Below are 21,311 nucleotides of genomic sequence, written 5' to 3'. Positions count from 1 at the left end.
GATTCGCCGAATCAGACCTTCCCTGTGCCCCGGCGAAACCCTAGTTGGATATCACTCGCGCAACCCGCGAGCTTCCCCGCGTCATTGGGAGCCAAACCGTGGCGCTCGCTGCCCCGCTTCGTGCGGGGCTTCTTTTTTTCACGACGAGCGATCAGCGAGGCGGCGGATGCGGTAGACGCCGAACGCACTCATGGCGGCCAGCGCATACCATGTCAGCGCGTAGACGAGGTGGCTGTTGCGGAAGGCGACGACCGTGAGGCCTCCGAGGGGAAGGCCGCCCGGATTGGGCGTCGCATCCGCATCGATGAAATAAGGCGCGACATCGGAAAGCCCTTCGGCCGCGGCAATGGCGGCGACATCACGGGAGTACCACCGGTCATGCGCCGGATCGTTGGAGCGCAGGAACGCGCCGCCAGGCTCCGTGATGCGCAGAAGGCCCGTCACCGTGACGGGGCCGGCGGCGATCTCGCTTGCCAGGCGCGCGGCCGGATCGCGCTTGTCGGCGGGCACGAAGCCCCGGTTGACGAGGATCGCCGACCCGTCGGCAAGGCGCAGCGGCGTCACCACCCAGAAGCCGGCGCCGAGCGCCGTCACCGCCTGCACGAGGACGGACTTGTCGTGTTCGAAGAACCCGGTCGCGATGACGCGGCGATATTCGTCGTCCCGCGCATTCACGCCGCCCCATTCGTTGCTCGAAGGAGCCGGCACCGGCGCGGCGTGAATCCGCGCTTCCACCCGGGCAATGAGATCGAGCTTCCAGAAAAGCCTCTGGACCTGCCATGTGCCGAGCGCGAGGAAGACGGCGACGAGAAGGACGAGGAAGGCGATGAGGCGCCGGCGGCGGGAAGCGGGCTGGGGCATGCTACAGCATCACGTCCATCGTCATCGTCCCGCCCCGTCAGGGCATGTTCTTCATCATCTCCTGGGTCATCGGCATCATGTTGGCGTTGAGGTGATGCATGACCCAGAGGGAGCCGGCGAGCGCGATGCCGACGATGATGAGCGTGAAGATCAGCGCCATCAGCGTCCAGCCGCCTTCCGAGCGCGGGTTCATGTGCAGGAAGTAGATCATGTGCACGAGGATCTGCACGACGCCGATGCCCATGACGAGCACGGCCGTCAGCAGCTTGCTTTCCAGCACGCCCGCCATGACGAGCCAGAAGGGAATGGCCGTCAGGATGACCGACAGGATGAAGCCGGTCATGTAGCCCTTGAACGAGCCGTGCCCGGCCTCGTGGCCGTGGCTGTGGGCGTGATGTGCTTCAGAGGCGCTTTCGTGGCTCATCCGAGGACTCCCAGGAGATAGACGAAGGAGAAGACGCCGATCCAGATGACGTCGAGGAAGTGCCAGAACATGGAAAGGCACATCAGGCGGCGGCGGTTCTCGGGGGTGAGGCCATGCTTGCCCACCTGCATCATCAGCGTGATCAGCCAGATCGTGCCGAAGGTGACGTGGAGGCCGTGCGTGCCGACCAGCGTGAAGAAGGAGGAGAGGAACGCCGAGCGCGTCGGGCCCGCCCCTTCGAGGATGAGGTGATGGAACTCGTAAAGCTCCACCCCGAGGAAGGTCGCGCCGAAGAGGCCCGTGACGGCGAGCCACACCAGCGTCTCCATCTTCGCGCCCCGCTCCATCTGCAGCATGGCGAAGCCGTAGGTGATGGAGGACAGGAGCAGCATCGCCGTGTTGAAGGCGACGAGGCCGAGGTCGAACAGGTCGGCTGGCGACGGGCCTGCCGCATAGCTGCGCCCGAGCACGCCGTGCGTCGCGAAGAGCACGGCGAAGATCAGGCAGTCGCTCATCAGGTAGATCCAGAAGCCCAGCATGGTGCTGTTTTCCGGATGGTGTTCTTCCGTCAGGTAGAACTGCGGCTTTTCGGTTTCCTGGACTTGGGTCGCGCTCATGGGCTCAGGTCCGTTCTGCAAGCGTCTTGGTGCGGGCTTCTTCCGTCGCCACCACGGTATCGGCGGGAATGAAGAAGTCGCGGTGATAGTTGAAGGTGTGGCCAATCGAGACCGCGACGATCGCGATGAAGGAGAGGGCGGCCAGCCACCAGATGTACCAGATCAGCGCGAAGGCAAGCACGGTGCTGATGCCGGCGAGGATGATGCCCGTGCCGGTGTTCTTCGGCATGTGGATCGGCCTGAAGCCGGTCAGCGGGCGCTCGTAGCCGCGGCTCTTCATGTCGTACCAGCTGTCGTGATCGTGCACGACGGGCGTGAAGGCGAAGTTGTAGTCCGGCGGCGGCGAGGAAGTCGACCATTCCAGCGTGCGGCCGTCCCACGGATCGCCCGTCGTATCGCGCAGCTCATCGCGGCGCAGGAAGCTGACGACGAGCTGGACGATGAAGGCGAGGATGCCGAGCGCGATCAGGAAGGCGCCGACGGCGGCGATGATGAACCAGATCTGCAGCGAAGGGTCCTCGAACTGCGAGACGCGGCGCGTGACGCCCATGAGGCCGAGCACGTAGAGCGGCATGAAGGCGACGAAGAAGCCGATCTGCCAGAACCAGAAGCTCAGCTTGCCCCAGAAGGGATCGAGCCGGTAGCCGAAGGCCTTCGGGAACCAGTAGTTGACGCCCGCAAGCAGGCCGAACAGCACGCCGCCGATAATGACGTTATGAAAGTGGGCGATGAGGAAGAGCGAATTGTGCAGCACGAAGTCGGCTGGCGGGATGGCCAGCATCACGCCCGTCATGCCGCCGATGACGAAGGTCACCATGAAGCCGACGGTCCACAGCATCGGCACATCGTAGCGGATGCGTCCGCGATACATGGTGAAGAGCCAGTTGAACATCTTCGCGCCCGTGGGGATCGAGATGATCATCGTGGTGATGCCGAAGAAGGCGTTGACCGATGCACCCGAGCCCATCGTGAAGAAGTGGTGCAGCCACACGAGATAGGACAGGATCATGATCACGCAGGTCGCATAGACCATCGAGGCATAGCCGAAGAGGCGCTTGCCGCAGAAGGTCGCCACCACCTCGGAGAAGATGCCGAAGGCCGGCAGCACGAGGATGTAGACCTCCGGATGGCCCCAGATCCAGATGAGGTTGATATACATCATCGGGTTGCCGCCGAGGTCGTTCGTGAAGAAGTTCGTGCCGACATAGCGGTCGAGCGAGAGCAGCGCGAGCGTGGCCGTCAGGATGGGGAAGGTGGCGACGATCAGGATGTTCGTGCAGAGCGAGGTCCAGGTGAAGACCGGCATCTTCATGAAGGTCATGCCGGGCGCGCGCATCTTCACGATGGTCGCGATGAGATTGATGCCCGACAGCGTCGTGCCGACGCCCGCCACCTGCAGGCCCCAGATGTAATAGTCGACGCCGACGCCGGGGCTGTAGGCCGCACCCGAGAGCGGCGGATAGGCAAGCCAGCCGGTGCGCGCGAACTCGCCGACGAAGAGCGACATCATGATGATGATCGCGCCGGCCGTCGTCATCCAGAAGGAGAAATTGTTGAGGAACGGGAAGGAGACGTCGCGCGCGCCGATCTGCAAGGGCACGACATAGTTCATGAAGCCGGTGACGAAGGGCATCGCCACGAAGAAGATCATGATCACGCCATGGGCGGTGAAGACCTGGTCGTAGTGGTGGGGCGGCAGGTAGCCTTCGCTGCCGTTGAAGGCGATGGCCTGCTGGATGCGCATCATGACGGCATCGGAAAAGCCGCGCAGCAGCATGATGATGGCGAGGATGATGTACATGATGCCGATCTTCTTGTGATCGACGCTGGTGAACCATTCGTGCCAGAGATAGCCCCAGAGCCTGTACTTCGTGATGAGGGCAAGGAGGGCGAGGCCCCCGAGCGCCACGACCGCGAAGGTCACCACGAGGATCGGCTCGTGGTAGGGGATCGCTTCCCAGGAGAGCCGCCCGAAGAGGAAGTGCGTGAGGCTGGTATTACCGAACATGGGATCGTCCAATATCGTTTCCATTGCAGCCCGCGGGACCGCGGGTCCGGGGTGCCCGCCGGGGCCGGCGGACATGGAGAGCTGTTACATCTGGTGCCCGTCGTGGTTCATCGTGGCCGGCTCCTCGACGCCTTCAGCCGGTTCCTCGCTGTGCGAGGGATTGCCGGTGTCGGGGAAGGTCGCGGCCGTTCCCCCTTCCCCGGACGCCTGGTCGGCATGGCGGTTGTCGTGCTGGAGCTTCGCCCTGTTCTCCTGGCTCTCGACGCCGGCACCGCCCATCATGTCGATATGCATCATGTCCTTCATGCACATCTGGCCTTCGCGCACGCACATGTTGAGCACGGCCTCGTAGAGCCCGTCATCGACCGAGGCGTAGTAGCGCACGGGTTCCTTGACGCTCGGCTTTTCCAGCTTGAGGTAGGCGTCGCGGTTGAGCGCCGTGCCGTTCTGCTTGACCTGCGCGACCCACTGGTCGAAGCCGGCCTGGTCGAGCCCGTGGAACTTGAAGCGCATGTGGGAAAAGCCGTCGCCGCTGTAGTTGGACGAGAAGCCCTCGTAGTCGCCGGCCTTGTTGATCACGGCATGCAGCTTCGTCTCCATGCCGGGCATGGTGTAGATCATGCCGGCGAGCGCGGGCACGTAGAAGGAGTTCATCACCGAGGAGGCGGTGAGCTTGAAATTGATCGGCACGTCGACGGGCGCGGCCATCTCGTTGACCGTGGCGATGCCGTAATCGGGGTAGAAGAACAGCCACTTCCAGTCGAGCGCCACCACCTCGACGGTGATCGGCTTGACTTCGCCGCTCACCGGGCGGGCGGCATCGATGCGGTCGAGCGGCCGGTAGGGATCGAGCTTGTGGGTGCTGACCCAGGTGATGGCGCCGAGCGCGATGATGATGGCGAGCGGCGCCGACCAGATGATGACCTCAAGGCCCGTGGAATGGTGCCATTCCGGATCGTAGGTCGCCGCCTTGTTGGACTGGCGGTAGCGCCAGGCGAAGAACAGCGTGAGGCAGATCACCGGCACGATGATCAGCAGCATCAGCACCGTCGAGATGACGATCAGGTCCCGCTGCTGCACCGCGATATCGCCGGAGGGCGCCATGACGACCATGTCGCATCCGGACAAGGTCGCGAGCATGAGGGGAAGGACGATCGAGATTCGGGCTAAACTGAATGGCTTCGGCATTTCGGCCTCGACTTGCGTTCTGTCTAGTCGGCATTAAGCGGGCGCTGTCGCACTTGGAAATGAGGTGGTTCGTCGCAGCGCAGCATTGTGTCGCACCGCGGCAAGACGTCGGGGGCTGTCCGCCGGGGCGGATTTGTACTAGCCCAGATGCGTAGGGCGCCGTCGTCGGGCGACGCTCGAATGTACAAGCCAATTCTTGATATTCGACGCCGAATAGTCAACACTTGAACGACATGGCGCACATCGCTCGGAGAAATTCATGAGTTCGGTCGCTAATCCCACTTCGTCAGGCCTGGAACGGGACGCCCGCCGCATGCATGCGGACGGCAAGCCGCTGTCGCCGGGCAGCGTCGCCATCGGCGTGGTTATCGGCCGCACCTCGGAATTCTTCGATTTCTTCGTCTACGGCCTCGGCTCCATCCTCGTCTTCCCGAAGCTCATCTTCCCCTTCGCGCCGAGTGCGGTGGCCGGCACGCTGATGGCCTTCGCGCTCTTCCCCCTCGCCTTCCTCGCCCGGCCGGTCGGCTCCTTCATCTTCATGTGGATCGACCGCAACTATGGCCGCGGCACGAAACTGACGGTCGCGCTCGTCATCCTCGGCGGCTCGACCGCCTCCATCGCCTTCCTGCCGGGCTACGAGACGATCGGCTACTGGGCCGTGGCGCTGCTCGCACTTTTCCGGCTGGGGCAGGGCTTCGCGCTCGGCGGGGCGTGGGACGGGCTCGCCTCGCTCCTCAGCCTCAGCGCGCCCCCCAACCACCGCGGCTGGTACGCGATGATCCCGCAGCTCGGCGCGCCCTTCGGCTTCGCGCTCGCCAGCATCCTCTTCGGCTATTTCGTCAGCAACCTTTCCGAGGCCGATTTCCTCGCCTGGGGCTGGCGCTATCCCTTCTTCGTCGCCTTCGCGATCAACGTCGTGGCGCTCTTCGCGCGCCTTCGCATCGTCGCCAGCAAGGAATTCGGCGCCGCCATGGAAGCACAGGAGCTGGAGCCGCGGCCGATCTTCGAAATGCTGAGCAAGCACGCGATCGACGTCGTGCTCGGCGCCTTCGTGCCGCTCGCCAGCTTCGCGATGTTCCATCTCGTCACGATCTTCCCGCTCTCCTGGGTCACCCTCAAGGGCGGCCAGTCGGCGGCAGAATTCCTCTGGGTGCAGGTGGCGGGCGCCGGCGTCGGCGCGATCGGCATCGTGCTGTCCGGTATCCTCGCCGACCGGATCGGCCGGCGCAACCAGTTGATGGCCGGCGCGATCCTCATCGCGATCTTCTCCTTCTCCGCGCCCTTCCTGCTGGATGCCGGCGGCAAGGGGCAGGACGCCTATATCCTGATCGGCTTCTTCATCCTCGGCCTTACCTTCGGCCAGTCCTCGGGCGCCGTCTCCTCGCGCTTCACGCAGCCTTACCGCTATACCGGCGCGGCGCTGACCTCGGACCTCGCCTGGCTCGTCGGCGCGGCCTTCGCCCCGCTCGTGGCGCTCGGCCTTGCCTCCAGCTTCGGCATCATCTTCATCGGCGGCTACCTGATCTCCGGCGCGATCTGCACCATCGCCGCGCTCACCCTGACGCGGGTGCTCGACCAGCATTAGGCAGTATCCGGGGGCGGATGCCCCCGAGCGGAGGTTCTCCTTGGACTATCTCGTCAACCTTACGCGCCTTGCCCCCGCGCCGGCGCTCGACGCGCGCATGGCGGAGGCCGGGGTGACGATCCGCCGGCCGCTCGCGCCCGAGGCCGGCCTCGTCACCGACTGGATCGCCGCGACCTTCGGCAGGGGCTGGGCGAGCGAGATGTCCGTCGCGCTGACGCGCCAGCCGCCGAGCGCCTTCGTCGCCACCCGCGCCGGCAGGCTCGTCGGCTTTGCCTGCCACGAGGCGATCGCCCGCGGCTTCTTCGGCCCGACCGGCGTCGAGGAAGGCGCACGCGGGCTCGGCATCGGCCATGCTCTCCTGCTCGCCAGCCTCTTCGACCTCAAGGCGATGGGCTATGCCTATGCGATCATCGGCGACGTTGGCCCCTCCGCCTTCTACGAGAAGACGGTCGGCGCCATGCCGATCCCCGATTCCGCGCCCGGCATCTATGCCGGCATGCTCGACATCTGAGAACGCCATGCCCGCCCTCGAAACCACGTTCGTTCCGGCCGGCGGCGACAGGGCAATGGCCTATCGCCTCAGCCTTGCGAACACATCGGGGGAAGCGCTTGCCGGCTTCCGGCTCTGCTTCAGCGGCCCCGGCCAGATCGCCCCGACGGCAAAAGCCGAGGGCGGGACCATCGGCCGGATATTCTCGACCTTCGTGGAGCTCCTCCCGCCGCAGGGTTTCATCCTCGCACCCGGCGCGACCTGGACGGTCACGCTGCACGATCTCGGCTGGGCCTTCCAGCACTGGACGGACGGCGCGCGCGGGGCCTATCTCGTGCTTGCCGACGGCTCCACCCTCGCCCTTGCCACCGCCGCCACGAAATTCGCCGGCCGCAATACGCCGCCCAAGCGCGGCGCGGAGCCCTTTCCCGTTCCCGCCGCCCCGCCCGCGCCCATCGCGGTCATTCCCTGGCCCAACGCCGTCTCCGTCAGCAGCCTTGCCGGCGCGCCGGCCGGCCTTGCCCTCATCACCGAGGGGCGTGAAGCGGAGGCGGCCGCGGAAGCCTTCGCCCGGCTCACCGACGACCTCTTCGCCGTCGAGGGCATCGTGCGGCCGGAGGAGGAAGGCGGCCGGCCGGTTCATCTGCATTGCCGCGAAGGGTTCGGCGCGGAAGCCTACGAGATCGCCTTCGCGCCGGCCTCGGTCGCGGTATCGGCGTCCACCCGGACGGGTCTCCTCTACGGCCTCGTCACGCTCGGCCAGATCTGGCGCGGCGCGCATCATTTTCCCTCGGCCTACGGTTTTCCCCGGGAGGGAACGATCGGCGACGCGCCCGCCATGGCCTGGCGCGGCCTCCTCCTCGATACCGCGCGGCAGTTCTACGCGAGCGCCGAGATCAGGAAGCTGCTTTCCGTCCTCGCCTGGAACAAGGTGAACCGCTTCCACTGGCATCTTTCCGACGACGAGGCCTGGCGCATCGAGATCGACGCCTATCCGGCGCTTGCCGCCATCGGCGCGTGGCGCGGCCATGGCCTTGCCATCCCGCCCCTGCTCGGCACCGGCCCGGAAAGGAGCGGCGGCTATTACAGCAAGGCGGCGGTGCGCGACATCGTCGCCCATGCGGCAGGCTTCGGCATCGAGATCGTGCCGGAGATCGACGTGCCCGGCCACAGCCACGCCCTCCAGCAGGCGATCCCGGAACTGCGCGACCCGCAGGAGAAAGGCGGCTACCAGTCCGTGCAGGGCTTTCCCGACAATTGCCTCAACCCTGCGCGCGAAAAGACCTACGAGGTGCTGGAGGCGATCTTCCGTGAGGTCATCGACCTCTTCCCCTTCAGGACCATCCATATCGGGGCGGACGAAGTGCCGCTCGCAGCATGGTCCGGCTCCCCGGAAGCGCTCGAAAGGCTGCGCGCTATCGGCGGCCCCGCAATGGCCGAAGCCCATGCGCGGCGGCTGAACGCCGTCAGCCAGTCGCACCTTGCCGAGGACATCGAGGGCTCCGGCGCGGCAGCGTTGCAGGCAATCTTCCTCAAGCGCATCCAGACGTTCCTCGCCGCCGAAGGATGCGTCACCGGCGGCTGGCAGGAGGCCGCGCACGGCAATGCCTTCGACAGGGAGACGACCTATCTGTGCGGCTGGCGCGACGGAGAGGTCTCCGCCACGCTTGCCGGGGAAGGCTACCGGATCGTCGTCACGCCGGGACAGGCCTATTACCTCGACATGGCCATGAGCCCCGACTGGGCCGAGCCGGGCGCAAGCTGGGCCGGCTCCTCGACGCCGGAGGCGACCTACGCCTTCGATCCCGTCGCGGGCTGGAGCGCTTCCCAGAAGGAAAGGCTGCTCGGCGTGCAGGCCTGCATCTGGTCGGAGGCGATGAAGGAACGCGCGGTCTTCGACCGCCTCGTCTTCCCGCGCCTTTCCGCCGTCGCCGAGACCGGATGGACGCTGCCCGGGCGCAAGTCCTGGAGCCGCTTCAAGGCCGCTGCCGGCCTGATGCCGGTGCTTTACGGATCTTCCGGACACTGAAAGGCGCCCGCAAGGGGCGCCTTCGCATTTCGGTTCCGATGCCCACCGCCTATTCCGCGGCGGCTTCGAGGTTGCCCGCAGCCGGCGCCGCGTTCCTCGCGCTCAATTTCCTGTAGAGGAAGAAATAGAGCTTGATGTATTGGCCGACGAGGATGGCGTTGAGGATCGTGCCCTCGCGGATGAACTTGATCTCGCCGAGGAAGGCAAGGCCGATCAGCGCGGAGATGACGAGCAGCGTGCAGTCGAAGCCTGTCTTGATGTTGCCCCACTTCCAGCCGGTGCGCTTGAAGATCGTGTTGACGAACATGTCGATCGGCATCAGCACGAGGTTGGCGCGGATCATCAGGAAGAGGCCGAAGGCGAGCGCCGCATCGGCGAAGACCAGAAGCGCGACCCGGTAATAGTAATCCTCCAGCGCGATGAACTCGGTGAGCTTGAGGTTGAGGTCGAGGAACACGGCCAGAACGAAGGCCGGGATCAGGGCCGCGAAGTTCTTCAGCTTAAAGTCCTTCGGCAGCACCAGGTAGGTCAGGAACAGCATCAGCAGTTCCAGCATGAAGTTGTAGGTGCCCTGGCTGAGCGGCGTGTAGACGAGCGTCATGGTGCGCGTCAGGCTGCTCTGCGGCGAGATGCCGACACCCGCCCGGATCGCAAGGCTCACGCCCAGCGTCAGGATGTAGATGCCCAGTACATACATGATCCAGCGCCGGGTAAGGCTGCCGGTGTCGACGATATCGGCTTCCGCCGGACGATGTGCCATGGTTTCCTCCCGATGGTGTTGCACGGCGGCCTCCCTTGCTCCCGGCCGGCCGCGCCTGAATTGGTTCCTGCGGGTTTCCCGGAACTCCTTCTCCCGGTCAATCCGCAATCCTGTCTTTCCAACAGGCGCCGGAGCGCCTGCCGGAATTTTCGTGAGCTTCACGCCATGAAGCGGAAGCGGTGCAGCGAGATGAAGAGGCTGAGCAGCTTGTTGACGACCGGCTCACCCTCGTTGCGGTTGCCGAGGTCTTCCAGCGCCGCGTCGATGGAACTTGCCGCGGCCGTCAGCTCCGAGACGGTCATGTTCGCCATGACGCCGTAGATATCGAGCGGCATCACCGCCTTCTCCACCTTGTTCTCGGTGACGATGCAGGCGCCGGCATAGGTGTCCACCTGCTTCACGCAATGACACATCTCCGCGCTCTCCTCGCCGATCACGACGAAATAGGGCTTGGGCGCCGGCCAGAAGGTCGCGACCGCCCCGCGGTCGATCGACACGCCCTTGAAGAGGCCGTTGACGATGTGCCGCTTGCCGTTCGCATAGCGCTGGATGACGGAGAGGCGCGAGTATTTCACGCCGTCCACCTCCGGCACGACCCTGCCGTCCGTGAACGGCACCCAGACTTCCTGGTAGAACTTGGCATGGCCGCGGCCGTAGACGTCGAAGAGGTAGACCTTGGCCTTGCTGCCGTCCTCTGAGATTTCCAGCGGCACGATGTCGAGCTGGTCCGCCGTCAGGTCCGCAAGACCCGGAACGCCCTTCTTGCACATGCCGGAATAGTCGATATCGGCATTCTTCAGCAGCTTGCGGTCCTTGGCCACCAGCTCGCCGTCCTTGAAGACGAAGAGCGGGTTGATCTTCGACAGGCTGTCGGTCAGCACGATGTCGGCGAAGCGGCCGGGCGTCAGCGAGCCGATCCTGTCCTCCATGTGGAAGGAACGCGCCGTGTTGTAGGTCGCCATTTTGATCGCATGGATCGGGTTGATGCCCATCTCGGCGCAGAGCGAGATGATCCAGTCCATGTGCCCCATGGTCAGCAGGCGCTCGACGGAGATATTGTCCGTGCAGAGCATGAAGTTGTCGGTCGGCCACTTGCGGTCGACGATGGCGCGCAGCAGCACCTTGATGACCTCGGCCGAGCCGACGCCGAACTTGATGTGCGTCGGGAAGCCGTAGCGGATGCTCTTTTCGATATCCTTCTCGTTCCAGACGTCGTGGTTGTTGGAGACCCCGATGGCCGGAAGGTAGTTGAGGATCATGTCGGAGAGCGCGGTGACGCCCCAGTGGCCGTTCATGAAGCCACCCTTGGCGCGCACCCAGGCGGCCTTGCGGAAATCGTCGTCGCTGCCGGAGGAATAGGTGAAGTGCTCGAACTCGCCGAGGCCGATCACCGGCTCCATCTTCAGCACCGCCTCGGTGACGTCGGCCGCCGTCTTCTTGCCCGGCGCGAAGGCATAGAGGCGATAGGGCAGCTTGTCGTAGTCCTTGAAGAGCTTCTGCGCCGCTTCCACGCCCTCTTCCGCCGCCGCGCTCAGAAGGTCGAGGCATTCGGAATAGATCGTCGTCGTGCCGCAGGGCACCATGGCCTCGGCGAGCGCCGTCGGATGGGCAAGCTGGGATTCGAAATGGATATGGGCGTCGATCAGGCCGGGGATCGCATAGAGCCCCTTGCCGTCGAAGACCTCCTTCACCTTCAGGATCTCCTCGTCCGGATTGAGCGCGATGATGCGCTTGTCGTAGACGAGGATCGAGCCGTGGTAGACGGTCTCGCCGTGAACATCGAGGATGTTCAGGTTCTTCAGGAGCAGGTCGGCTTCCCGCTCGCCGTTGAGGATGGCGAAGATCGCCCGCACCGTGTCGTAGTGCGCGGCTTCCGCGATGTTCACATGCTGGTTCATGACTGGTCCTCCGGTCTCTTCGGCCCCGTCGCCGGGGCCGGCAATCGTTCGGGGTTTCCCCCGGAAGCGGCGGCTCCCGCCCCCGCGCTTCCCGAATGGCATAAGACGCCATTGCACCGTTTCCGAAAAGCAGTATTTTATGCGCATAACGTACGCTTTTCGAGAACGGTTGAAGGAGAACGCCATGCTGCACTCCCGCGTGCTGCGCTATATCGACGAAGTTGCGCGGCTGGGCTCGATCCGGGCGGCCGGCGAGCGGCTGAACGTGGCGCCGTCGGCCATCAACAAGCATGTGCTGCAACTGGAGGAAGCCATCGGCGAGCCGCTGTTCGAGCGCCTGCCGCGCGGCCTGCGCCTGACGCCGGCCGGCGAGATCCTCGTCGCCCACATACGCCGGACGATCAAGGAATACAGCCAGGTCGAGGCGGAGATTCGCGACATCAAGACCTTGCAGAGCGGCGAGGTGATCATCGCCACCATGAACGGCCTTGCCGGCGGCATCGTGCCGAAGGCGGCGGCGAGCTTCTGCACCCGGCACCCGCGCCTGAAGATCTCCATCCGCGTGATGTTCGTGCGCGACATCGTGCAGGCGGTGATCGACGGCGAGGCCGATCTCGGCCTTGCCTTCAACCTGCCGGCGACGCCCCAGCTCGAGACGCTGTGGAAGGCGGATACGCGCCTCGGCGCCGTCGTCTCGCCGGAGCATCCGCTTGCCGGCATGGAGACGCTGCCGCTCTCCTTCTGCGAGCCCTATCCGCTGATCTTCGCCGAGAAGAGCATGCTGATCCACGGCATCGTCGCCGACGCCTTCGCCGAGGCCGGTCTTGCGGTGGAGCCCGCCTTCCTCACCAATTCCATCGAGGCGATGAAATGCCTTGCCGCCGCCGGCGACGGCATCGCCTTCCTCAGCAAGTTCGACATCGCCGAGGAGCAGCGTAACGGCATGCTGACCTATGTGCAGATCCGCGACCGCACCTTCGGCAAGAACGTGCTCTCCCTCGTCCAGCGCGAGAAGCGCGGCCGGGCGCTCGCCGCCTCCATGTTCGCCGACGAGATCGCGCGGGCGCTGCGCGCCATCGTGGAATAGCGGGTGGAGCCTGTTGCGGCCGGGCGTGCCGGTTCCTATGCTCGCGGCCTGCCCGCCCGAACCGAAAGCCCTTCCATGGACGTCAAGACGAACGGCAACGTTTCCTTCTGGTATGCCGATATCGGCGGCCTTCCGCAAAGGCGCCCCGCCCTTCCCGGCGACCGGCAGGCCGATGTCTGCATCATCGGTGCGGGCTATACGGGCCTGTGGACCGCCTATTACCTAAAGAAGGCCGATCCCGGCCTCGACATCGTCGTCGTCGAGCGGGAATTCGCCGGCTTCGGCGCGTCCGGGCGCAACGGCGGCTGGCTTTCCGGCGGCTTCGGCTGGTCGCGGGAAAAGTACCTCAAGACCTCCGGCCGCGGCGCGGTGGTCGACATGCAGCGCGCCATGGCCGGCACGGTGGACGAGGTGATCCGCGTCTGCGCAAACGAAGCCATCGACGCCGATATCCTGCGCGTCGACAACATCACCGTGGCGACCAACGCTCCGCAACTGGAGCGCGCCCGCGAGGAATACCAGTTCTACCTCGACTGGGAGATGCCGGCCGAACGGATGGAGATGCTCTCGGCGGAGGAGGCATTCCGGCGCATCCGCATCAAGAACGTACAGGGCGCCTTCGTCATCCACGACATGGCGCGCGTGCAGCCGGCCAAGCTCGTGCGCGGCCTTGCCGCCGTCGTGGAAGGCCTCGGCGTTGCCATTTACGAAGGCACCACCGTCACACGCTTCGAGAAAGGCCTGGTCGAGACCGACCGCGGCAGCGTGCGCGCACCCGTCATCATCCGCGCGACGGAGGGCTTCACGGCCGGCCTTCCCGGCTGCGAGCGCACCTGGCTGCCGCTCAACAGCGCCCAGATCGTCACCGAGCCCGTGCCGGATGCGCTGTGGCAGGAGATCGGCTGGGAGGGACACGAACTCCTCGGCGATGCGGCCCACGCCTATTGCTATGCCCAGCGCACCCGCGAGGGCCGCATCACCATGGGCGGGCGGGGCGTGCCCTATCGCTTCGGCTCACGCACCGACGATGCCGGAAAGACGCAGCAGGCGACCGTCGAGGCCCTGCACGCCATCCTCCTGCGCCTGCTACCACAGACGAAGGCGCTGAAGATCGACCATGCCTGGTGCGGCGTGCTCGGCGTGCCGCGCGACTGGTGCACCACCGCCGGCTTCGATCCTTCGACCGGCATCGGCTGGGCCGGCGGCTATGTCGGCCTCGGCGTCTCCAGCTCGAACCTTGCCGGCCGCACGCTCTGCGACCTAGTCCTGCGCCGGGAAAGCGACCTGACGGGGCTTCCCTGGGTCAACCGCACGGTGCGCCCGTGGGAGCCCGAACCCTTTCGCTGGCTCGGCGTCCATTCCATGTACCAGCTCTACCGCATGGCCGACGAACGGGAGTTCGCCGGCCTGCCGCAGACCTCGCGCCTCGCGGCCATCGCAGACCGCATCACCGGGCACTAGCGCTCGGCGACGGGCCTCGTCTCCTCCAGCAGCCACGACCGCGTCTCGGGGCGGACATGGGCTTCGAGCTTCGCGCGCACTTCCGCGTGGTAGGCATCAAGGAAGGCGGTTTCGGCCGGACTCAGGGCATCGAGGTCTGTCATGGTCAGGTCGATGGGCACGAAGGTGAGCGTGGCGAAGCGGCAGAAGCCGGGAGCGTCGGCCACCACCTCCACCTGGTTCTCGATGCGCATGCCGAAAGCGCCCTCCCGGTAGTAGCCGGGCTCGATGGTCATGATATTGCCGGGCGTGAGGCCGTGCAGGTTCGGCTGGCGCGCGAAGCGGTGCGGATATTCGTGGACCAGCAGGTTATGGCCAACGCCGTGGCCCGTGCCGTGGTCGTAGTCGAGGCCGAGATCCCAGAGCGCGCGGCGGGCGAAGGCGTCGAGCTGGTGCCCGTGCGTTCCCGCCGGGAACCGCGCCGACATCAGCGAGATGAAGCCTTTCAGTACGGCCGTATAGGCAAGGCGCATCTCCGCCGTCGGCACGCCGAACATCACGGTGCGCGTCAGGTCCGTCGTGCCGTTGGCATATTGCCCCCCGGAATCCACCAGATAGGGCGCATCCGTCTCGAGCGGCGCGTTGGTCTCGGGGCTTGCCGCATAGTGGCACATGGCGGCATTGGCACCGGCGGCGGAAATCGTGCGGAAGCTCGGCTCGAGGAAACCGGGCCGCTCGCTGCGGAAGGCGAGCAGCCGCGCCTCGGCCTCCAGCTCGCCGAGCGGCGTTTCCGTGCCCGCCCGCACCGGCGCTTCAGCGGAAAGCCAGGCGAGGAAATCGGCGACGGCGATGCCGTCCTCCAGATGGCAGTCGCGATAGCCCTGCAATTCGGCCGGCGTCTTCTCGGCCTTGGCGAGCGTTATCGGGCTCGTCTGCGGCGCAAGCCTGCCGCCGGCAGCAAGGATGCGCGCCCGCACGGCCTGCGGCGCGAAATCCGCATCGATCGCCGCCGTCCTTCCGGCGACGGTTTCGGCAAGGCGGTCGAGGAAGCGTTCCGGCGGCGACAGGGCCACATCGGCAAGCTCGTAGGCATCGAGATCGTTGCCGAACTTGCGGCGGTCGACGAACCATTCCGCGCGGCCGTCCTCCTCCAGCACGAGGAAGGAATGCGGCACCGGGTTCATCGGCACGTCCGAGCCGCGCACGTTGAGGAGCCAGGCGATATTGTCCGGCAGGGTCTCGACGAGAAGATCGGCGCCCTTCCCCTTCAGGCTCCCGGCGATACGCATCCGCTTGCTCCCGGCCGTTTCACCGGCCATCTCCGGCGGCATGGCGCGGATCGCGCCGAGCGGACGGGGCGGACGGTCCCGCCAGACGGCGTCGAAGGGATCTGCATCGAGCGCGACGAGGCTCGCACCGGCCGCCGCGCAACCCTCCGCCAGCCTGTCATGGAGGCTGCCGGGCACCAGCATGGTGTCGAGGCCGATACGCCAGCCGGGCCGCGCATTCGCCTTCAGCCAGCCGTCGAGCGGATCGTCATAAAGGTGATGGACGGCAAAGAGCGCCGGGGCGACCTCCTGGCGCACCTGCACCTGGTAGCGCCCGTCGACGAAGATCAGCGCCTCATCCGACAGCACGAGCGCCAGCCCCGCCGAGCCGGAAAAGCCGGTGAGGTAGCGCAGGCAATCATCGCGCGGGGCGGTGACCTCGCTCTGGTGCGCATCGGTGCGCGGCACGATCAGCCCGTCGAGCCCCGCCGCCGCCATCCAGCCGCGCAACGCCGCCACCTTCTCCTTCGTCGTCATGCTTATTGTCTTTCCTTCAGTGGTCGGCCTTCAGCGGCCCGCCCTTTTCGGCGACCATCGACAGGAGCCGCTCGAAGACCGAGCCCGACTGGCGGATACCGTCATGCTCGAATTCGTTGGTGACCCAGGCGTCGAGATTGCCAACGGCCCTGGCCGTTGCAAGCGACAGGCCCGCATCGACATACATGTCGTCGAAATAGACGACCGCCGAGACCGGGACGGCATTTTCCGCAAGGCGCGCCCTGTCGTAGAGCCGCCCATACCGGGGGCGGCGGGCAAGCGCCTCGGCGGCGGCCCGGAAGGGTTTCAGCAGCGCGATCTCCTCGAACATCCACGGATAGATCATCTCGCCGGTGAAGAGGAGCGGGCGCGCCTTGGCGTCGAATTCCGGGAATTCGGCCAGCACGCGCCCGGCAGCCCATTCCGTCGCCCCCTCGCCCTCGCCGTAGATCGCCTCGTGGATTGCCGCAAAAAGCGGATTGCCGCTATAGGCGGTCGCGTGCATCAGCGCGCCGAGGAACTGGTCGGACAGGCGATCCGGCGCGGCGAAGGCCTCGTCGAGCAGCCAGTGGATGTTCTCGAAGCCGGGACCCATGCCGAAATCGAGGCCGAGGCTCTGGAAGCGGCGCACCGTCAGGCGGCCGCCGTCCGGCAGCGTCACAGTGTTCGCGTCGAGGAAATCGGCGATGCGGGCGACCAGCGCCCTGTCGTCCGGATAGCGCTTGTAGAAGATCTCGTTCTTGGCGCGCACGCGCGGATAGGTGTGGCGGTAAACCGCCTCCGCCGAGGGATCGAGGCCCGGCAGGCCGCCGGCGACGTAGCAGGCCGAAAGGCCCTCGGGCGCGCGGCTGAGATAGGTGAGCGTCAGGAAGCCGCCGTAGCTCTGGCCGAGCGTCTGCCAGCGCGCGCCGCCGAAGATCGTCTTGCGCAGGTGCTCGAGGTCGTCGACGATGGAATCGGCACGGAAGCAGGCAAGGTAATCGGCGCCCGCCTCGCCGTCGAAGCCGGTAATTGTCGCCGCGTCCACGGGGGTGGAGCGGCCCGTGCCGCGCTGGTCGGGCAGGAGGATGCGGTGCGTCTTCAGCGCCCTGGCCAGCCAGGGCGGGCTGCTCTTGGTCGGACGCGGGGACTTGCCGCCCGGCCCGCCCTGCAGGAAGCAGAGGAGCGGCAGTTTTTCGTCCTTGCGGGCGGGATCGACCACCTCGCGGGCGAAGACTTCGATGGTCCTGCCGTCCGGCTTCGACCAGTCGAGCGGGACGGTCACGACATGATCGCGCACATGCAGGCCGGGAATGGTGTATTCGGAGACGATCATGGGATTTCCTCAACGGACGCGCGGATCGAGCAGCACGTAAAGCAGGTCGACCACGATATTGGCGATGACGATGAACAGGCCGCCGAGCAGGACGACGCCGATGATGATCGGCCTGTCCTGGTTGGCGACCGCCTGCACGGCGAGCGCGCCCACGCCCTGGAGCCCGTAGACCTGCTCGATGACGATGACGCCGCCGAGCAGGAGCGCGATATCGGCGCCGAGCTGGGTGACGAGCGGGGTCAGCGCGGCGCGAAGGCCGTGCTTCCAGACGACGCGGCGCTCCGAAAGGCCTTTGGCCCGGGCGGTGCGGATATAGTCCTCGCCCATCACGTCCAGCATCTGGCCGCGCGTCAGGCGCGCATAGATCGCCGCCATGGTCAGCGCCAGCGTGGTCCAGGGCAGCGCGAGATGCCAGGCCCAGACCAACGGATCGGACGTGAGCGCCTTGTAGCCGCCGGCCGGAAACAGTGTGAAACCCGCCTGCTTCGGCATGAAGTAGAGCAGATAGAGCGACATCATGCCGAGCACGAAGGTCGGGAAGCTGAGGCCGACGAGGATGAAGGCCTGCCCCAGCCGGTCGCGCAGGCTTCCGACATGGCGCGCCGACATGATGCCGATCGGCACGCCGATGGAAAGCCAGAGCAGCGCTCCGCCGAGCACCAGCGACAGCGTGACCGGAATGCGCCGCAGGATGATCGGCGCGACCGGCTGCTGGTTGCGGTAGGAAAAGCCGAGGTCGCCGGAGAGCGCCTTCTGCATGAAGGCGCCGTATTGCACGACGATCGGCCGGTCGACGCCGAGATTCTTGCGGATCTGCTGGAGCTGGCTCTCCGTCGCCTTGTCGCCGGCGATCATGCGGGCGGGATCGCCGGGCGCGACGAAGAACAGGAAGAAGACGAAGGCCGACAGGACGAGGAGCACGCCGGCACCGAAGCCGACACGGCTGGCAAGGAAACGGATCATGGCTTGGTCCCTGCCTTCGGCTGGCGCCTGAGGCGGCGCACGGTGCGGGCGCTCTTCGGGTCGAGCGCGTCGCGCAGGCCGTCGCCGAGGATGTTGAAGGCGAGCGTGGTCATCAGGAGTGCGGTGCCCGGCACGAAGATCAGCCACCAGGCGACGAGATAGAGCGAATTGGACGAGGCATCCGCCAGCATGCCGCCCCAGCTCGGCGTCGGCGGCACGATACCCATGCCGAGGAACGAGAGCGTCGCCTCGAAGACGATGGAATTGGGGATCTGCATGGTCGTGTAGACGATGATCGGCACGGCGAGATTGGGCAGGATGTCGACGACCATGATCGACAGCGGCCCGGCGCCGAGCGAACGGCTCGCCAGCACGAAATCCTGCCGCCGCAGCGAGATGACCTGCCCGCGGATGACGCGCGCCATCGGCGCCCAGCTGAAGAAGACGATGACGACGACGGAGAGCGCAAGGCTCGGCCCGAAGGCCGAGACCAGCGCCAGCGCGCAGAGCAGGAACGGCACACTCATCACGAGGTCCGTCAGCCGGCTGAGGACGAGGTCGACCGTGCCGCCGAAATAGCCCGCCGTGGTGCCGACGACGACGGCGATCAGCGAGGCGAGCATGGAGGCGAAGACGCCGACGAGCAGCGAGACCCGCGCTCCATAGGCGAGCCGCACGAGGACGTCGCGGCCGAGCTGGTCCGTGCCGAGCCAGAATTCCGCCCCCGGCCCCACCGGAATGCCGGCCGGCGACAGGCCCGTCTCGCGGAACTGCTCGATCGGCGAATGGCCGGTGATCCCGGCCACCCACGGCGCGACGATCGCCAGCAGGATCACCGCGAGGATGACGCAGAGCGCCGCCATGCTGGCGGTATCGCGCCGGAGCCGGCGGACCGTCAGCGCGAAGGAGCCGCGCTGGACGACGTCGGCCTCGGGGGAAGGTTCGTTCACCGTGGTCTCGCTCATGCCAACCCCCGCGTCTCTACAAGCACGCGCCCGCCGCCGTCCGCAAAGGCCGGCAGCATCCTGGAGGCTGAAAGCAGCGTGCGGGTATAATCGTGCTGCGGATCGGCAAACAGCCGCTCGGCCGTCTCCAGCTCGACGATCCGCCCGCCCTGCATCACCGCGATGCGGTCGCAGACATGGCGCACGACCGAAAGGTCGTGGGAAATGAAGAGATAGGTGAGGCCGAGGTCGCGCTGCAATTCGCGCAGGAGGTTCAGCACCTGCGCCTGGATCGACACGTCGAGCGCCGAGACGGGCTCGTCGCAGATGATCAGCGCCGGATTGAGTGCCAGCGCCCGGGCGATGCCGATCCTCTGGCGCTGGCCGCCGGAAAACTCGGCGGGGAAACGGTTGTAGTGCTCGGGATTGAGGCCCACCATCTCCATCAGCCGGCGTACTTTTTCGCGCCGCTCCTCGCCGCTCGCGATGCCGTGCAGGCGGAAAGGATCGCCGATGATGGCACCGACGCGACGGCGCGGGTTGAGCGAGCCGAACGGGTCCTGGAAGACGAGCTGCACCTCGCGCCGCATCTTACGCCAGGCCCGCGCATCGAGGCTCGCCATGTCCTTGCCGAGCACGCGCACGTGCCCGGATGTCGCCGGCACCAGCCCGGCGACGATGCGCGCCAGCGTCGATTTCCCGCAGCCGCTCTCGCCGACGAGGCCGACGGTCTCGCCGCGCCCGACCGTCAGGTCGATGCCTTTCAGCACCTCCAGAGAACGCTTCGCGCCGAAGAAGCTGCCGGTCTGGTAGGTGAGGCATACGTCCTCAATCTCGGCGACCGGCTCGGGGTCGGCGGCCTTCACGACGGAAGCGGCCGCCGCCATGGCGGGTCGCGCCCTGCCGGCGCCAGCCTCCAGCCAGCAGAGGGATTCGACCCCGTCGTCATAGACCCGCAGCGGCGGGCGCTCACTCGCGCAGCGCGCCAGCGCCTCGGGACAGCGCGGAGCGAAGACGCAGCCGGCGGGCGTCGCGAGCAGGCTCGGCGGCCGGCCGCCGATCGGTGCAAGCTCCGCGCCCGGCCGGTAGCTGGCCGGCGTCGAGCGCAGCAGGCCGGCGGTATAGGGATGGGCCGGGGCGCGGAAGACGTCGGCCGCCCTGCCGTATTCCAGCCGGTTGCCGGCATACATCACCATCACGTCGTCGGCGACGGAGGAGAGCAGGCCGAGATCGTGAGTGATGAGGATGACGGTCGTGCCGAAGTCGCGCCGCATGGCATCGAGCAATTCCACGATCTGCGCCTGCACGGTGACGTCGAGGGCCGTCGTCGGCTCGTCGGCGATGATCAGCGCGGGCTTGAGGATCAACGCCATGGCGATCATCACGCGCTGGCGCATGCCGCCGGAAAACTGGTGCGGATAGTCGTCGAAGCGCTCGGCAGGCGCGGGAATGCCGACCTTGCCCAGCATGTCGACGACGCGCGCCCGCGCCTCGGCCGGGCCGATCGTCTCATGGGCGTGCAGCACCTCGGCGATCTGCGCGCCGATGGTGTAGAAGGGATGGAGGCTGGAGAGCGGATCCTGGAAGATCATGCCGATGCGCCCGCCGCGAAGCCGCCGCATCTCCTCCTGCGGGAGGCCGATGAGGTTCCTGCCCTCGAACCAGACCTCGCCGGAAATATCGGCATTGGGCAGCAGCCCCATCACCGCCTGCGTCAACACGCTCTTGCCCGAGCCGGATTCGCCGGCAATGCCGAACAGCGAGCCCGGCCGGATCGCGAACGAGACGTTGCGCACCGCATGCACAGTGCCGTCCTCGGTCGGAATATCGACGGTGAGGCCCTTCGCCTCGAGAATAGCCACGTCCGCCCCTCATCTATCGAAGAGAAATGATAAAC

General features: G+C 66.4%; 17 protein-coding genes. 5 read left to right on the top strand and 12 right to left on the bottom strand.

Annotated elements, in window-relative coordinates; all coding sequences use genetic code 11:
• Nucleotides 1–138: 138 nt before the first annotated feature.
• The 5 genes from HNQ66_RS03005 to cyoA all read right to left on the bottom strand — a co-directional run bounded on the left by HNQ66_RS03005 (nt 139) and on the right by cyoA (nt 5,098).
• Entirely contained in the window at nt 139–861 is a 723-nt protein-coding gene (locus HNQ66_RS03005; RefSeq protein ID WP_184140702.1) for an SURF1 family protein, read from the bottom strand.
• Between the two features lie 37 nt (nt 862–898).
• Nucleotides 899–1,285 carry a cytochrome o ubiquinol oxidase subunit IV gene (gene cyoD, locus HNQ66_RS03000; RefSeq protein ID WP_184140700.1) on the bottom strand — a complete coding sequence of 129 codons (387 nt, stop codon included), beginning with the start codon at nt 1,283–1,285 and terminating at the stop codon, nt 899–901.
• Nucleotides 1,282–1,902 (bottom strand): cytochrome o ubiquinol oxidase subunit III, encoded by a 621-nt coding sequence (gene cyoC, locus HNQ66_RS02995; RefSeq protein ID WP_184140698.1) that lies wholly within the window; start codon nt 1,900–1,902, stop codon nt 1,282–1,284. Before cyoC ends, cyoD begins: the two co-directional genes overlap by 4 nt.
• Nucleotides 1,903–1,906: 4 nt before the next feature.
• Nucleotides 1,907–3,910 carry a cytochrome o ubiquinol oxidase subunit I gene (gene cyoB / locus HNQ66_RS02990; protein WP_184140696.1) on the bottom strand — a complete coding sequence of 668 codons (2,004 nt, stop codon included), beginning with the start codon at nt 3,908–3,910 and terminating at the stop codon, nt 1,907–1,909.
• 84 nt (nt 3,911–3,994) lie between these two features.
• The gene (gene cyoA / locus HNQ66_RS02985) at nt 3,995–5,098 is read right to left on the bottom strand and encodes a ubiquinol oxidase subunit II (protein ID WP_184140694.1); all 1,104 of its coding nucleotides are present in this window, start codon (nt 5,096–5,098) and stop codon (nt 3,995–3,997) included.
• A gap of 259 nt (nt 5,099–5,357) precedes the next feature.
• Here cyoA and HNQ66_RS02980 point away from each other — a divergent pair, with 259 nt between their 5' ends.
• The 3 genes from HNQ66_RS02980 to HNQ66_RS02975 are packed head-to-tail and all read left to right on the top strand — an operon-like array spanning nt 5,358 to nt 9,202.
• Nucleotides 5,358–6,683 (top strand): MFS transporter, encoded by a 1,326-nt coding sequence (locus HNQ66_RS02980; RefSeq protein WP_184140692.1) that lies wholly within the window; start codon nt 5,358–5,360, stop codon nt 6,681–6,683.
• Nucleotides 6,684–6,723: 40 nt separating this feature from the next.
• Nucleotides 6,724–7,194 (top strand): GNAT family N-acetyltransferase, encoded by a 471-nt coding sequence (locus HNQ66_RS23490; RefSeq protein ID WP_380777965.1) that lies wholly within the window; start codon nt 6,724–6,726, stop codon nt 7,192–7,194.
• 7 nt (nt 7,195–7,201) lie between these two features.
• Nucleotides 7,202–9,202, top strand: coding sequence for a beta-N-acetylhexosaminidase (locus HNQ66_RS02975; protein WP_380777963.1), 2,001 nt, complete (start codon nt 7,202–7,204; stop codon nt 9,200–9,202).
• A 49-nt stretch (nt 9,203–9,251) separates the two neighbouring features.
• Here HNQ66_RS02975 and HNQ66_RS02970 read toward each other — a convergent pair whose 3' ends face one another.
• Entirely contained in the window at nt 9,252–9,962 is a 711-nt protein-coding gene (locus tag HNQ66_RS02970; RefSeq protein ID WP_184140688.1) for a YczE/YyaS/YitT family protein, read from the bottom strand.
• A 158-nt stretch (nt 9,963–10,120) separates the two neighbouring features.
• Entirely contained in the window at nt 10,121–11,860 is a 1,740-nt protein-coding gene (locus HNQ66_RS02965; protein ID WP_184140686.1) for an amidohydrolase family protein, read from the bottom strand.
• Between the two features lie 184 nt (nt 11,861–12,044).
• Between HNQ66_RS02965 and HNQ66_RS02960 the strand changes: the two genes are divergently transcribed.
• Together HNQ66_RS02960 and HNQ66_RS02955 are read left to right on the top strand one after the other, a co-directional pair.
• A complete protein-coding gene (locus tag HNQ66_RS02960; RefSeq protein WP_184140684.1) occupies nt 12,045–12,947 on the top strand; it encodes a LysR family transcriptional regulator in 903 nt (300 codons plus the stop codon).
• Nucleotides 12,948–13,022: 75 nt separating this feature from the next.
• A complete protein-coding gene (locus HNQ66_RS02955) occupies nt 13,023–14,408 on the top strand; it encodes an NAD(P)/FAD-dependent oxidoreductase (protein ID WP_184140682.1) in 1,386 nt (461 codons plus the stop codon).
• Here the strand turns inward: HNQ66_RS02955 and HNQ66_RS02950 are convergent.
• Genes HNQ66_RS02950 through HNQ66_RS23740 form a run of 5 tightly spaced genes read right to left on the bottom strand, consistent with a single transcriptional unit; the run spans nt 14,405 to nt 21,276 of the window.
• Nucleotides 14,405–16,192, bottom strand: coding sequence for an aminopeptidase P family protein (locus HNQ66_RS02950; RefSeq protein ID WP_184140680.1), 1,788 nt, complete (start codon nt 16,190–16,192; stop codon nt 14,405–14,407). The two genes, HNQ66_RS02955 and HNQ66_RS02950, sit on opposite strands and share 4 nt — an antisense overlap.
• A 16-nt stretch (nt 16,193–16,208) precedes the next feature.
• Nucleotides 16,209–17,507 carry an alpha/beta fold hydrolase gene (locus tag HNQ66_RS02945; protein WP_184140678.1) on the bottom strand — a complete coding sequence of 433 codons (1,299 nt, stop codon included), beginning with the start codon at nt 17,505–17,507 and terminating at the stop codon, nt 16,209–16,211.
• Between the two features lie 9 nt (nt 17,508–17,516).
• Nucleotides 17,517–18,470, bottom strand: coding sequence for an ABC transporter permease (locus tag HNQ66_RS02940; RefSeq protein WP_184140676.1), 954 nt, complete (start codon nt 18,468–18,470; stop codon nt 17,517–17,519).
• On the bottom strand, nt 18,467–19,435 hold the full coding sequence (locus tag HNQ66_RS02935; protein WP_184140674.1) for an ABC transporter permease: 969 nt from the start codon (nt 19,433–19,435) through the stop codon (nt 18,467–18,469). Before HNQ66_RS02935 ends, HNQ66_RS02940 begins: the two co-directional genes overlap by 4 nt.
• Nucleotides 19,432–21,276 carry a dipeptide ABC transporter ATP-binding protein gene (locus HNQ66_RS23740; RefSeq protein ID WP_184140672.1) on the bottom strand — a complete coding sequence of 615 codons (1,845 nt, stop codon included), beginning with the start codon at nt 21,274–21,276 and terminating at the stop codon, nt 19,432–19,434. Before HNQ66_RS23740 ends, HNQ66_RS02935 begins: the two co-directional genes overlap by 4 nt.
• Between the last annotated feature and the right edge of the window lie 35 nt (nt 21,277–21,311).

It is taken from the genome of Shinella fusca (genome assembly GCF_014203155.1).
Lineage (GTDB): Bacteria > Pseudomonadota > Alphaproteobacteria > Rhizobiales > Rhizobiaceae > Shinella > Shinella fusca.
This window is presented reverse-complemented; position numbering and strand designations above follow the sequence as displayed.

Bases quoted from the DNA above. Each gene is read 5' to 3' on its own strand.
- cyoC (WP_184140698.1), bottom strand. From the start codon at position 1,902: ATGAGCGCGACCCAAGTCCAGGAAACCGAAAAGCCGCAGTTCTACCTG.
- HNQ66_RS02935 (WP_184140674.1), bottom strand. From the start codon at position 19,435: ATGAGCGAGACCACGGTGAACGAACCTTCCCCCGAGGCCGACGTCGTC.
- cyoA (WP_184140694.1), bottom strand. From the start codon at position 5,098: ATGCCGAAGCCATTCAGTTTAGCCCGAATCTCGATCGTCCTTCCCCTC.
- HNQ66_RS03005 (WP_184140702.1), bottom strand. From the start codon at position 861: ATGCCCCAGCCCGCTTCCCGCCGCCGGCGCCTCATCGCCTTCCTCGTC.
- HNQ66_RS02950 (WP_184140680.1), bottom strand. From the start codon at position 16,192: ATGACGACGAAGGAGAAGGTGGCGGCGTTGCGCGGCTGGATGGCGGCG.
- HNQ66_RS02940 (WP_184140676.1), bottom strand. From the start codon at position 18,470: ATGATCCGTTTCCTTGCCAGCCGTGTCGGCTTCGGTGCCGGCGTGCTC.
- cyoB (WP_184140696.1), bottom strand. From the start codon at position 3,910: ATGTTCGGTAATACCAGCCTCACGCACTTCCTCTTCGGGCGGCTCTCC.
- HNQ66_RS02970 (WP_184140688.1), bottom strand. From the start codon at position 9,962: ATGGCACATCGTCCGGCGGAAGCCGATATCGTCGACACCGGCAGCCTT.
- HNQ66_RS02975 (WP_380777963.1), top strand. From the start codon at position 7,202: ATGCCCGCCCTCGAAACCACGTTCGTTCCGGCCGGCGGCGACAGGGCA.
- HNQ66_RS02960 (WP_184140684.1), top strand. From the start codon at position 12,045: ATGCTGCACTCCCGCGTGCTGCGCTATATCGACGAAGTTGCGCGGCTG.
- HNQ66_RS02945 (WP_184140678.1), bottom strand. From the start codon at position 17,507: ATGATCGTCTCCGAATACACCATTCCCGGCCTGCATGTGCGCGATCAT.
- HNQ66_RS02980 (WP_184140692.1), top strand. From the start codon at position 5,358: ATGAGTTCGGTCGCTAATCCCACTTCGTCAGGCCTGGAACGGGACGCC.
- HNQ66_RS02965 (WP_184140686.1), bottom strand. From the start codon at position 11,860: ATGAACCAGCATGTGAACATCGCGGAAGCCGCGCACTACGACACGGTG.
- cyoD (WP_184140700.1), bottom strand. From the start codon at position 1,285: ATGAGCCACGAAAGCGCCTCTGAAGCACATCACGCCCACAGCCACGGC.
- HNQ66_RS02955 (WP_184140682.1), top strand. From the start codon at position 13,023: ATGGACGTCAAGACGAACGGCAACGTTTCCTTCTGGTATGCCGATATC.